Source organism: Paraflavitalea sp. CAU 1676 (genome assembly GCF_029223285.1).
Classification (GTDB): domain Bacteria; phylum Bacteroidota; class Bacteroidia; order Chitinophagales; family Chitinophagaceae; genus Paraflavitalea.
In genome coordinates this window covers 111,774-125,272 of sequence record NZ_JARHUJ010000005.1, presented here as the reverse complement: position 1 = coordinate 125,272, position 13,499 = coordinate 111,774, and the positions used below count along the sequence as shown (strand labels likewise).

Sequence of the window (13,499 nt, the reverse complement as noted above, 5' to 3'; positions counted from 1 at the left end):
ATGAAAAAATACAATCTATTCTTTTTCCTGCTATTGCCTGCTATGTTGATGGCCGGTGAGTTTGACGGCGTGCAGCTGCTTGCCCAAAGAAGAGTGCCCTGGCTGGCAGCTTCCCTGCAATTCAAAAAATTAACACAGCCCAAAGAAGGATTTATACTTAGCACGGCCGGCCATAAAGTGGTGATCCAGGCCACCGGCCCCAATGCCGCTGCCATGGCATTGAACTGGTACCTCAAATATTACTGCCACCGGTCCATGAGCCATATGGGCGACAATCTTGCACCCGTATCGCCACTGCCTGCAATAAGCGCGCCCGTGAAAATAGATCAGCCCTTGCAATACCGCTATGCGCTGAACTACTGTACCTACAACTACACCATGAGCTTCTATACCTGGGAAGATTGGGAAAGGGAGCTTGACTGGATGGCGCTCAACGGCGTCAACCTCATGCTGGTGGCCAATGGTTCGGAAGCCGTATGGCAGCAGGTATTGAAAAGACTGGGCTATACCGACACTGCCATCAACAACTACATCACCGGCCCTGCCTACAATGCCTGGTGGCTGATGGGCAATATTCAGGGCTGGGGTGGTCCGATGCCACCGTCACAGATCGAAAGCCGGAAGAAGCTGGTGCAAAAGATGTTAACCCGCATGCGCAAACTGGGCATCGAGCCGGTGATGCCTGCCTTCTATGGCATGGTGCCCTCCGATCTTAAGAATATAACAACTGCCAGGATCATCAAACAAGGTACCTGGGGCGCCTTCACCAGGCCGGATATCCTCGACCCAACAGACGACACGGCGTTTAACCGGATCGGTGGTATCTTCTATGAAGAAACAAAGAAGCTGTATGGCGCCGATCTCCGGTTCTTCTCGGGTGATCCCTTCCACGAAGGAGGTCATACCGGCGGTGTAGATCTCGGCAAAGCCGGCGCCGGGATCCAACAACTGATGATGAAGCATTTTCAAGGCTCCATCTGGGTATTGCAGGGCTGGCAGGACAATCCCAAAACGGAGATGCTCACAGCGCTCGACAAGTCGCATATCCTGGTACAGGAACTATTTGGCGAAGCCACCAATAACTGGGAACTGAGAAAAGGTTATGAAGGCAGCCCTTTCATTTGGTGTATCGTCAACAACTTCGGTGAGCGGCCAGGCATCTTTGGTAAGCTGCAACGCTATGCCGACGAAACCAATAGAGCCCGCAACAGTGAGTTTGCACCCTATATGCAAGGCGTAGGCATTATGCCCGAGGGTATCAACAACAATCCTATCGCCTTTGAATTTACCCTGGAGCTGGGTTGGAATAAAGAAAAGGTTGACCTGGAAAAATGGACTGAGCGTTACGTGCGTTCGCGCTATGGCAAAGCCCATAAAGACATTAGCGCCGCCTGGAATGTATTCCTGCGCACCGTTTATCAAAGCATCTCCAGCAGGCAGGAAGGCCCTCCCGAGAATATCCTTTGCGCCCGTCCCTCCTTGCAGATCAAGTCTGTTTCCAGTTGGGGTTCAGTAAAGAAGACCTATGATATCGCCCTGTTCGAAAAGGCGGTGAAGCTGTTCGCAAAAGCAGCGCCCGACATGAAGAACAGTCGTACTTACCGCATCGACCTCATCAATTTTGCCAGGCAGGTGATCGCCAATGAAGCGGATACGGTGCATGCGAGAATGGTGACTGCTTTCCATGCAAAAGACGAACAGGCTTTCCAACAGCAGACAAAACGTTTCCTCCACCTCATAGACGTGACCGATACCCTGCTCAATACAGATCCCTTCTTCAGACTCAGCACTTACCAGCGGCAATCACTGCGTGCAGGCAATACAAAACAGGAAAAAGAGAACAACCTGCTCAACCTGATGATGCTGACGACATACTGGGGCGAGAACAATCCGGCCGAGGACTACCTGCACGAATACGCTTACAAAGAATGGAGTGGTTTGATGAGCAGTTTCTATCGTACCAGATGGGTGATGTACTTCGATCAGTTGAGTAAACAAATGAAGGGGGCAGGAACTGAAAAAATAGATTTCTTTCACTGGGAAAGGGATTGGGTGAAACAGCATCTCACGGTGCCGGCAGACCCCGCCCCGGCGAACCTGGAAAAGCTTTGCAGCAGGTTACTTCCATAAATAATTGGAGGGCTGGCAGCCATGCTCTCCGGAACGTCGTTGTGCGAATCTCTGTATTGGATGTTCTTTAAGCTTGTTAACCGATGCAGCAGCCACACAACAAAGCCGCCCCATTCCTGGGGCGGCTTTTGCATTTTATATGCTCTTGTTCTTTCGTTTCTTCAGGCACGAATCAGAGCCGATAGGTTTTTCAAATTATATTGAACCGTTATTCCTGGATACGGCGGAAATCAACATTCTTTATACTGATGCCTTCCGTGCTGAAATGTCCATTGGCTGAGTTACAACCAGCTTTGATCACCGCATAGATGGTACCGCTGGCGCCAAACGTCATATCTACGGTTCTGGAACCATTGAAAGGTGTCCAGGTGCCCCAGTTGATCAATCCCAACTTCTTGTTATCGGTATAGTCTTTTCCATCTGCGGGGACTGCCTGTCCAAAATACAACTCCAGCCAGGCATCCTGTGGCGCTCCGTAAGATACGTTCATGGTAAAACGATACGTCTTATTGGCCACCACCTGTACTGCCTGGTACATACCGCCATTCACCTGAGCCGTAACTGGCTTGGTAGCGGTAGTAGCGGTATAGGCGTTGTTGGCCAGGGTCCAGACGATCTTGTTGCCGGTAGCATCGTATTTGCCCCAGAATTGTTCATCGCCGGCATTCATATTGGCGCCTTTGATCAGGTTATCATAAGCAGGATCGTTCTTCGTGGTAGTTACGTTAACTGAAGGGGCGCTGTACAGTTTGCCCCTTTTATCGAGTGCCTGCATTTTAATGGCGTACGTGCCAGCCAAGGGATAAAATACAGTATCGGAGGTTTTGCCCATCAGTGCTCCACTCCCCTTTCCTACATCCCATCTCGTACCTACAAATTCGCCCTTGGTAGTATTGGTGATGACAAATTTGGTGTCATTACCCGGTACAGGCGTTACGGAAAATGTTGCCACCAGACTGTCGACCGGAGCATACTCCTCATAGTCGGTGTTGGAATCCTTTTGGCAACCAACCATGGCCATGGCGCCCAACGCAAGGGGGCAAATGGCCTTTAATATGTTGATCTTTTTAGACGACTTCATGATCATAATATTTGCAGTGTTTATGATATTCATTACAGACAGCTGATTACCAGCCGGTGTTTTGGGTCCAACCGGTTTTGGCAATCTCACTTTGCGGAATGGGATACCAGGTCATTTTAGTTTGATCGTATACACGGTCCTCCAGTTTGGTGGGCGTGTAAACAAAGTTGGATCCGTTAAGTGCGATGGAGATGCTCTTCACGGGATTTGCGAATACACTTCCCTGTTTCCACCTGCGGATATCCCACCAGCGGTGTCCTTCAAAGCCCAGTTCTACCCGGCGCTCGTGCACAATGGCATCGGCAGTCACAGTAGCCAGGTTGGGCATGGTAGCGCGTGTTCTTACCCTGTTGATGGCCTGCAGGGCCGTCATGCCGTAGTTCAGCGGATCGCCGGTAGGGCCATAGGCGTTGTACATCGCTTCTGCATAGTTCAGGAGGATTTCCGCGTAACGGATATACAACCACTGATGTTGTGTGGTGGTATTGTTGAGCAGGTCGACCGTCGGGTTCACATACTTCGACAAATAGTAACCAGTTTTAGTGGCGTTCAGCTTGGGCAAGCCGCTATTACCACCAAAGTAGGTTTGGATAGTGGTCGACTTGAATGAGGTACCATTGGCGATAACGGTAGCTGCTAAACGGGGATCGCGGTTGGCATAAGGATTCGTAGCATGGGCATTGTTGCTCCAGTCGAAAGGAACGGAGGTTGCGCCTGTCTTCACTTCAAATTCGTCTACAAAGTTCTGGCTCGGCGTTATGCTGTTGCCAGTGCTGTTCTCGAATACGATGGGGAAATTGTTCCTTTCGAGACCATTCTGTACGTTATACCGCCTGAAAAAGATCGACTCCGTAGAGCTAAAATTGGTAGCTCCAAACAGATTACCGTAGGTACCATCGAGAACGAATACGTTCATCGCGATCACCTCACGGGCTGCCGCCGCGGCATCGGCCCATGTATAAGACGAACCGGCTTCTTTGTACAGGGGGCTGGCCGCATACAGGAGCGCCCTTGCCTTCAACGACTTGATCGCCGCATAGGTTGCCCTGCCCGACTCGTACCAGCTGGTTACCGAGCTGGTGCGCACACTGTCGGGGATGATCACTGCTGCTTTATCGCAGAGGGAGGCGATATACTTGAAGCATTCGTCGACGCTATTGCGCTGTAAACCCTGCCAGGAAGCGGGCTTATTAAAATCGACAGCCTTGTCGATGATGGGTACGCCGCCATAACGTTTTACCAACTCAAAGTAAAAGAGTGCTTTCAGGAAATAGCATTCGCCTTCCATCAGCTTGAGGTTGGTCACTGTTTTCTTGTAGTTCACAGAATCGTTGTTCACGATACTATTAGCCTGCGAAGAAAGATCTACCTCGCCTTTGTGCTCCAGGAACAGGTTGGCCTGGTAGATGCCATTGAAGTTGTGAGTCCACGTACCATCGGGATTGTCGAACTGGTTCCACACACCATAATTGAAGGTATGGGAACGGTTATTAACGCTGGTATGGTAAGCATCGTCGGTTGCTGCTTCCATATCCATCCAGCCAAAGCCATCCGGCATATAACTGTAGGCGTTCCATACAACGCCCTGTATGTAATCGAATCTTTTGTACATCAGGTCTATCGTCATATCGGAAGGGATATTCTTCACATTCAGGAAGTCCTTCTTACACGAAGCCAGGCCGCATGTCGTAATAATGAGAACGATGATATAATGAGTCTTTTTCATCCTGTAAGATTTCAAATGTTCGTACTAAAATTTCACTTTAACACCGGCTGTCACTGTCTTCATCAATGGGTAGCCCATGGAAAGTCTTTCCGGCTCGAGCCCATCGATCTCTGTGCTCAACAGGTTATTACCACTTACATATACCCTGAGTATTTCGAACTTCCGCAGGAATCCTTTTGCGGGAATTGTATAACCCAGTTCGATGCTGCGCAACTTGAAGAAACTACCATCACGCAACCAGAATTCAGCCTGCTGGTTGTTGTTGCTGTTGGACAGGGTCGACAACCGGGGTGAGGTAGCGGTATTGGCAGTTTCGGGCGTCCAGGGATTGTTGGAGAAAGCTGTAATGTTGCTGTTGTTGGCCAGGGGATGCGTATAGTCGAATGCATCATCCAGCAGGCTAACCGTTCTGTTCATTACTCCCTGTACGAAGGCATCGATATCGAAGCCGGCATATTTGAAACCTACATTGAAACCCAGGGTTATTTCGGGCAGTTTCGCAAATTTCAGGGGTGTTTTATCGTAGTCGTTGATAACACCGTCGCTATTCACGTCTACATACTTCAAGTCGCCGGGGCGCACCGGGCCGTAGGTCGACTTTGCAACGCCCTTCACCAGATTACCGCTGGCATCGAAATCGGAAGTCTGATAGAACCCGGCGCTTTGCAAACCCCTGAACTGGCCGATCCGGTAACCTTTAGCGTACAGGTATTCGAAAGGCTGTGCATCTTCGGCCCTTTTCGTGATCTCGTTGCGGGCGAAGGAAAATGAAGCACCTCCATAATATTCAAAATCGCTCTTGGTTTTGTCGCGGTATTGCAGCGCTATTTCAACGCCTTTGTTTACTACTTCACCACTATTGGTGTTCCTGAGGTCGAGACCTGCATAGGCGGGGATATTCACCGGAGCTTCCAACACACCAGTGCGTTTTTCAGTAAACACATCGATGGTAGCATTCAACTTATGCAGCAGGGTAAGTTCAATTCCAAAGTTTGCCGACTTCTTCTCTTCCCAGGTAAAGTTGGAGTTGGGGTAAGCACCTTCACTGCGGCCAGCGAGTGTAGCATTGTTGGTGCCAAGGATGATACCATTGCCGCCAATACCCCATCTTTCGAACAGGAATCGGTAGTCTTCGTTGGTACTGCCTGTGATACCCACTGAACCTCTTACCTTAAGGAAGCTGATCACTTTGTTATTGGCCAGGAACGACTCTTTGCTGGCTATCCAGCCGAGGCCCAATGCGGGGAACACGCCATAACGTTTGCCTTCTTCAAAATCGCCCGAACCGGCATACGAGAATGAAAGGTCGGCAACGTATTTCTGATCATAATCATATGTAAAGGCACCACGCAATCCCTGCTCAACAACAGCATAGGTTTGTCCGTCATGATCGTAAGAAGAACGGTTTACCTGCAACATGCCGGTAACGGTATGTTTGCCGAAGGTATTCTCATAGTTAAATCCAAGCTGTATATTATTCCTGTTCCAGTGCGCGTTGCCGCCGTCACTGATAGACTGGCTTACGGCGCCGAGTACTTTGTACACGACATTGCCGCTGGCGTCGATCACCGGGTTATCGAAAGCGTCTTTGGTTACTTCATAAGAAGGTACGGCAAAACGCTTGTCATACACACCAGTGTACAGGTTACTATATGATATACCGCCATTGAGCGATAAGCCTTTAGTAATGACATCCAGTCGTTGGGTAAAACTCAGGTTGGTTCCCAGACTTCTGGTGTGCGAATTATAGATACCATTCTGCCTTAACAACTGTACCGGGTTGAAATTGTACACCCCGTTATTGCCCCAGGTACCATTCAGGTTCTTGACGGGGAAAGCAGCAGCTGGTATACGCAGCAGGTTGCTGAACACGGAAGAAGCTGTAAAACCCGATGGCGTATAGCGGTCTTCGGTAATACCGGAAATGGTTGCTTTTATAGACAGGTTCTTGCTGGCCTGCACATTCACGTTCGCCCGCAGGTTAAGCCGCTTGTAACGGGCATTGGTGCCATTATCCTCGCTGACGGCGTCGGCATTTTTATAGGCGCCGGTGAAATCGGTATAACCACCCAATACAAAGAAGCGGGCTTTGCTGTTACCGCCGCGGAAGGATAAACTGTAATCCTGGGTGGCCGAGCTATTGTTCAACATCTTATCATACCAGTTCACGTTGGGGTGAAAAGGATCGTCTTTGGCCTTGTACAGTTCGGGGTTAGAGTATTTAATGGGTAACCCATCATTCCTCAATGCATTATTATAGGCTGTCACGTATCCGTACGCGTCCATTACTTTGGGCATGGCAATGGGGCGCAGGTTGCCGTAACGGGCATTCACTTCTATCTTCGTTTTGCCATACGTAGTACCTTCTTTAGTACGCACGCTCAATACGCCGGCACCGCCGTCAAATCCATAGATAGCAAGCGCAGCGGCATCCTTCAACAGCGAAATGGTTTCTATCTCGAAAGGCGAAAGGGCCTGCAGGGCGTTAAGATCTACCTGGAATCCATCGAGGTAAATGGCGATCGCATTACCGGCCACGTTCCAGCTGCTTTGTCCACGCAGGTATAAGGTGGGGTTATCGTACCCGGGCTCACCGGATCCTGTAGTAACGGTTAACCCTGGAATTCTTCCCTGTAAGGTATTCAGTAAGTTGCCCGCATTGGTGCGTGCCAACTCTTCGCCGGTGATGGTGAAAATGGCGCCGGTGGTTCTCCAGCTTTGTTCGCTCCGCAGTCCCTGGTCAACCAACCCTGCTGTTGGCTTCACGGGTATAGCAATAGTATCTGGTTGGCTGGCATTGGTTGATTGTGCCTGGGTTGCCGTGAACCCGCACAATAAGACCATGCAAGCAAGACTTATATTTTTATATTTCATTGTTTTCAGGTTAATCTTTCAAATAAGCAGTTGTTACCATCCCGGGTTTTGACCATCCCAGTCTTTTCCACCCAGGTACTTCATACTCGTTTCCGAATAAGGGAATGGTACATAGTAATACCTGGCAGGGAATGTTCTTGTACCATACGAAACGAGGTTCCAGTTCAGGAATGGATTGGTTGGTTTTGGTGTAACGCCATTTGTAGAAGCGGTTACGGCAAATCCATTGAATGCCTTGTTCAATACAACATGGGCAGTTAACCAGCGATGCAGGTCGTTGTAGCGGTGGTCTTCAAAAGCCAGCTCTACAGTGCGCTCATTTTGAATAGCGGTTCTGAAGGCAGCCTGATCGGGCAGTATGGTGGCATCTTTATCGGGCATGCCCGCACGACGCCTGATGTCGTTTAAGTATTTGAAAGATTCGGCCGTTGGACTTTCATATTCATTCAACGCTTCTGCATAGCTCAAATAGAATTCTGCGAGGCGGAATACGGGCCAGGCAAAGTGAGCGTCGTTGTTGTTATCGACGCGGGCAATGAACTTGGCGCATTCTACGGCACTACCCATGTTATCGCCGGCATTGGTATCATCTGCCAGCCTGCCTTTTACATAAGCATTGTCGGAAGAAGCCTTGTAGTAGGCGAGGAAGGTTTTACCGCCATTGAACCATTGACCACCCCAGGCGAGTGATTGATACGCGCGGGGGTCGAGGTTGAGGCCTTCGAAGTAAGCTTTGAAATCGGTACCGGTGGGCGTAGCTGTCCACTTGGTGCCATCTCTTTTTTCATACTGCTGCAGGAACTCAACGGGTACATTGTTCTTGGCGCCCCATTCCTGCATACGCACTTTGGAGGAGTTGTAACGGCCCCAGTCGGCCCAGCCGTTGCGGTTGGGATCGTTCTGGTTGTAGGTATTCACCAGGATCATTTCGGGGTTGCCATAAGTACCGGCAGTTCCGAATACGTTGTTGAATACGGCTTCGTAATCGCCCAAACCGGCATAGTTATCGGTTTTTGTCGTTGTAGTGGCCTTGCCGGTGTTGTACAAGGAAACACCTGATGCAGGTGCTGCATCGATCACCGCTTTGGCGGCATCGGCAGCCCTCTTCCAACGCTCTTTGCTGTAAGAAGCGTAAGCTAGTAACGTATCCCTGCCATCACCAAAGCGAGCGCCGTTGATGGCCGCTTTCATGTGTTCGGGTGTATTGTAGAGGGGGCTGGCAGCATACAATAAGATCCTTGCCTTCAGCGCCAGCGCGGCCAGGCTGGTTACTTTTCCATAATCGTTGGAAGCCCTGGTGGGCGGTAATGCAGCGGCAGCGGCATCACACCATTTTACCAGCGTATCTACCAGTGATTGAATGGATGCCCGGGGAATGTCGATCTTTCCTTCGCCATCCAATACCTCCGATACAATGGGAACGCCGCCATATAAGCGGAAGGCGCTGTAATGGGCCATCGTACGGCAAAACAAAGCCTGTGCTTTCACATCGGATTTCCACTCTGCAGGCGCGTCCGTCACCTTATCGATGTTCTTCAATACGAGGTTGGCCTTGCGAACCGCTTTGTACCAGCCTACAAAGGCTGAAGCTGCGGTGTTGCCGCGCGTTGTAATGGGCCCTCGGTCGATACTGGATGTGGGTCCCATACCACCGGCTACATAATATTGATAGTTGAGGTTACCGGCCACCCAGTTGGCGCCGGGCAGCAAGAGGTGTACCTGGTCGGTCAGTACATCTTCGCGGCTATCGGCCGAGTTGTTCATGACAAACCCGGTTGGGATACTCCAGTTGTACATATCCGCTACGGCGTATTGAGCCTGCCGCAGGGTGTGGAAAATGGTGTCGACGGTAATGTCACCACCTTTTGGTTTTTCGAGGAAGTCTTTTTTACAACTTGACATCATGCCTGCCGTCATCAGACCGGCAATCAGCAGATGAGGTATATAAAGTCTTTTCATTGTTTTACTTTTTTCTGTTCAGCAATTAAAATCCAACATTGATACCGGCATTGTAAGTACGGGTGAGCGGATAACCCATAAAGCCCATATTCTCGGGGTCGCCCCAGATCTTGTTCTGATTCCAGGTATAGAGGTTGAATCCGTTGGCATATACACGAACAGCGCCAACACCCAGTTTACTCAGGAAACCACGTTGGAAAGTGTAACCCACCTCTACGTTCTTCAGGCGCACATAAGAGGTATTGAGATTGAAGTACGTATTGCGGTAAGCCTGGCGGTTATACGCAGCGATGGGGAAGTTGATGTCTTCGCCGGCTGCATAACGCTCCTGGGTGAAACGGGTCCAGTCTACTTCAAATAACGCTTCGGTAGTACCGTTGAAATGGAGATTGGTGGCAGGCATTGGGTTGGCTGCTACCCCGGTAGCACCCTGGAACAATACCGACATATCAAACCCTTTATAGTTGAAGCCGAAGGATATCCCCCAGGTAGCCCTTGGTATAGAGGTATAACCGGATCTCTTATAATCCCGGTTATCGATCACTCCATCGAAGTTGATGTCCTTGATCTTAACATCACCAGGCTGTAATGGAACATTGCTGAAAGTGAGGTCACGCTGATAAACATCCTGACCACCTGCATTTTTATAGGTTTTGCCATCGGGGCCTTTGGCAAGTACCGGTTTACTAAGGATAGGATTCTTATTGGCATCCACTTCATACAAGTCGGCCCAGGAAGTATACAAACCTTCGGCTTGTAAATAGGAACCCTGGCGGATGGGTTTGCCGGTTTCGGCCTGGTACTCCAATCCTGTAGGGATAGCCTCGTCCTTGAATACGATCTTGTTCTGGTTGGTACCGATATTTCCCTTTATCCAGAAGTTGAAGTTCTTGCCAATTTTATCGCGGTAACTAAGATCCAGTTCAGTACCCCAGTTCTTTACTCTGCCTAAGTTATAAAAAGGCAGATCGGCGGCTACAATGCCCGGCACCGTTCCTCTTTTGTCTAAGATGCCCGACCTGTCTTCATTCCAGATGTCAACTTCTGCAGTGATCTTATCTTTCCAAAAGTTTGCGATGAAACCAAGATTGGCTTTCTGAGCCGTTTCCCAGGTTACCAGGCTGTTACCCAACCTGCTTTCATAAGCTCCCTGTACATAAGTGCGGTTGGAGCCGTTCTGACCAAAATAATACCCCTGCATCGTGGAGCTGTTATAGGCCCACACATCGGGCAGGTAGAGGAAGCGCTGACTGCCTGTACCGCTGTTATTTACCCCGACGATGTCATTACCTACTTTACCTACAGACCCTCTTATTTTGAAGAAAGTAACAAAATCATTTGCCGGGAAGAAATCTTCTTTGCTGACGATCCAACCCAATGAATAAGCGGGGAAGAATGCAAAGCGACGTCCTTCGGGGAAGTTCTCAGAACCGTTGTAGCCTACGTTGAACTCTGCCAGGTATTTTCCTTTGTAAGCGTAGGTAGCACGGCCCACGAGACTCTGGTAGGCGTGCGGAAGGCTAAACTGATAGTTGGGGTCGAATCGCTTACTCAGGTTGCCCATGGCCAAACCGGTAATCGTATGATCGCCAAAAGTGCGGTTGTAGTTCAGCGCGGCCTCGGCATACCATGTACGCCATTTATAGTCGTACCAGTTTGCCCAGCGTTGAGAAGGCGCCTCATTGTTCAGCTGCACCCAGATCGGGTTCAGCTTATCGCCATTAGGATTTTCACGTACAGCCCACTTTACGGGGAACGACTGGCCACCAGACGCGCTGGCGAAATAGCTATCGTAAGAGCCCTTGACGTTTACAGTAAGTCCTTTCGTGATGAAATCCAGCTTATGCGTGATATTGAGCGCTGAATTCAGTAAGCTGCTGTTGTTGATATTATACGCGTTGCGCATAGCCAGGCTGTACAGCGGGTTAAACTGTTCAGCCTCCCTTTGCCAAATGAACGCAAACTTACCATCAATATAACCAGGCGAACCCATGGGGTTGGTCCACATCAGGTTCTTCTCATAGTTGTATCCGTCGTTGTTCATACCGGAAACCTGCACGAACTGGGTTCCGATATCCAGGGATACCTTGAGATTCTCCGTCACCGTGAAATCGAAATTACCTCTCAGGTTATACCGATCCTTTCTGTAGTCCAATTCTTTGGAGAAAGGCATATAATCCGTCTTGAACAAACCTCTTTGTGATAAATAACCGGCCGAGATGAAGTACTTCATCCCCTTGGTGCCACCGGTTACGTTTACGTTGGCCTGGGTTTGAGGGGCTACATCTTTATATATGTGGCTTTGCCAATCCTGGTCGGGGTGGAAATAAGGATCGTAATAAGGGTTCTTGGAACCATCGGCCAATGTAGGCGTATGGGCGTTTTGATAATACTTCAGGTCCTCGTCGGAATATTGAGGGGCATAGCCCGTCTTTCTCTTCTCTACGAACTTTGACCAGCCATCCGGTTGGTTGTAAACATCGTTGTCGTTGGCATGTTGTTGCCAATAGGTTTCGAAGATCTGCTCGTTGCGCAGGGTGGCGTACTGGTACGAGTTAACGTAGTTTGGCATCCTGGTAAACTGGTTGAAGGCGCTTTGAACAGTTGCACTGATCTTGGGCGTACCTTCTTTACCACGCTTGGTGGTGATCAGGATCACCCCGTTTGCACCACGCACACCAAACACGGCCGTGGCAGAGGCGTCTTTGAGGATACTGATACTTTCGATCTCGTTAGGGTCGATATCATTGTAAGTGTCCCGCACAATACCGTCGAGCATGATCAGGGGAGCGGTATTACCGGTGTAGGTACCAATACCCCGGATATAAATGGCAGAGGCATCGGCGCCTGGTTTACCGGTGCCTTGTACCGAAATCAAACCCGGTAAGCGGCCGGCCAATGAGTTACTGATATTGGCTACGGGCGACTGTACGATCTCCTTGGCGCTGATGGTACTGATGGCGGCCGTTACGGAAGCCTTTTTCTGCTTTCCATAAGCGACCACGACTACGTCGCTGAGGTCAACCGCCTCACTGCTTTGCAGTGCAACGGCGAAGACCGTTTTTCCGCCAATGGATACTTCCAGTGGTGCATAACCAACACCACTTATGGATAATGTTTTATAGGAAGCATCGATCGTAAAGGAGAAATTACCCTGTCCGTCGGTAGCAACGCCAATGGAAGGGCTGCCGGCTTTGATGGCCGACACAGAGGCTCCAACGATAGGAGCTCCTTTCTCGTCTTTAACGGTACCGCTGATCTTTTTTGTTTGTGCGATACCTTGTTGTTGAACGACAAGTGCCAGGAAGAATAGCAGCAGGCGGCACAAAAGTTGTCTTTTGTTCATAACTCTCATCGGTTGGTTTGGTGAAAAATGGAATTCGTTCTGTAAAGCTTGTTAGCTGAATTGTAAATCGGGAGTGGATGGAATGGTCCGGTGAATATGGACAGATTTACATCGGTAATAGACGTTGTAATACGCAAGCATGTCGTTTGGGGTTTATAATGTTAAACAGCATGCAATTTTGGATTACAACGACATATGTCCAAAATAAGCGCTACGTCAAAACCTCTACAGCACAAAAATGAGATAATGATAATCAAATACTTAGGTTACGTCACCACTACAAAGCACTACTTCTTGCATTAATTCTCCCCGAAAAAGAAGCAGAACATGCCGGCGAAATGATTTCAGCTTATCGTGAAGGCTGTGTTGTATTACATCATGGT

6 protein-coding genes are annotated in these 13,499 nt (G+C 49.5%); 1 reads left to right on the top strand and 5 read right to left on the bottom strand.

All coding sequences use genetic code 11. The features are described from left to right. Window positions 1-2,130 carry an alpha-N-acetylglucosaminidase gene (locus P2H89_RS16980; RefSeq protein WP_275828985.1) on the top strand — a complete coding sequence of 710 codons (2,130 nt, stop codon included), beginning with the start codon at window positions 1-3 and terminating at the stop codon, window positions 2,128-2,130. A 208-nt stretch (window positions 2,131-2,338) separates the two neighbouring features. On the opposite strand, the gene P2H89_RS16975 is transcribed toward P2H89_RS16980, so the two are convergent. Genes P2H89_RS16975 through P2H89_RS16955 form a run of 5 tightly spaced genes read right to left on the bottom strand, consistent with a single transcriptional unit; the run spans window position 2,339 to window position 13,116 of the window. Then, window positions 2,339-3,211 (bottom strand): hypothetical protein, encoded by an 873-nt coding sequence (locus tag P2H89_RS16975; protein WP_275828984.1) that lies wholly within the window; start codon window positions 3,209-3,211, stop codon window positions 2,339-2,341. A gap of 46 nt (window positions 3,212-3,257) precedes the next feature. After that, a complete protein-coding gene (locus P2H89_RS16970; protein WP_275828982.1) occupies window positions 3,258-4,937 on the bottom strand; it encodes a RagB/SusD family nutrient uptake outer membrane protein in 1,680 nt (559 codons plus the stop codon). Between the two features lie 24 nt (window positions 4,938-4,961). Further along, window positions 4,962-7,811 (bottom strand): SusC/RagA family TonB-linked outer membrane protein, encoded by a 2,850-nt coding sequence (locus P2H89_RS16965; RefSeq protein WP_275828980.1) that lies wholly within the window; start codon window positions 7,809-7,811, stop codon window positions 4,962-4,964. A gap of 33 nt (window positions 7,812-7,844) precedes the next feature. Next, window positions 7,845-9,770, bottom strand: a complete 1,926-nt coding sequence (locus P2H89_RS16960) for a RagB/SusD family nutrient uptake outer membrane protein (protein ID WP_275828978.1) — start codon at window positions 9,768-9,770, stop codon at window positions 7,845-7,847. Window positions 9,771-9,795: 25 nt separating this feature from the next. Then, complete coding sequence (locus tag P2H89_RS16955) at window positions 9,796-13,116, bottom strand: TonB-dependent receptor (RefSeq protein WP_275828976.1); 3,321 nt, start codon at window positions 13,114-13,116, stop codon at window positions 9,796-9,798. Window positions 13,117-13,499: the final 383 nt, after the last annotated feature.

Bases quoted from the DNA above. Each gene is read 5' to 3' on its own strand.
- P2H89_RS16980 (WP_275828985.1), top strand. From the start codon at position 1: ATGAAAAAATACAATCTATTCTTTTTCCTGCTATTGCCTGCTATGTTG.
- P2H89_RS16975 (WP_275828984.1), bottom strand. From the start codon at position 3,211: ATGAAGTCGTCTAAAAAGATCAACATATTAAAGGCCATTTGCCCCCTT.
- P2H89_RS16970 (WP_275828982.1), bottom strand. From the start codon at position 4,937: ATGAAAAAGACTCATTATATCATCGTTCTCATTATTACGACATGCGGC.
- P2H89_RS16965 (WP_275828980.1), bottom strand. From the start codon at position 7,811: ATGAAATATAAAAATATAAGTCTTGCTTGCATGGTCTTATTGTGCGGG.
- P2H89_RS16960 (WP_275828978.1), bottom strand. From the start codon at position 9,770: ATGAAAAGACTTTATATACCTCATCTGCTGATTGCCGGTCTGATGACG.
- P2H89_RS16955 (WP_275828976.1), bottom strand. From the start codon at position 13,116: ATGAACAAAAGACAACTTTTGTGCCGCCTGCTGCTATTCTTCCTGGCA.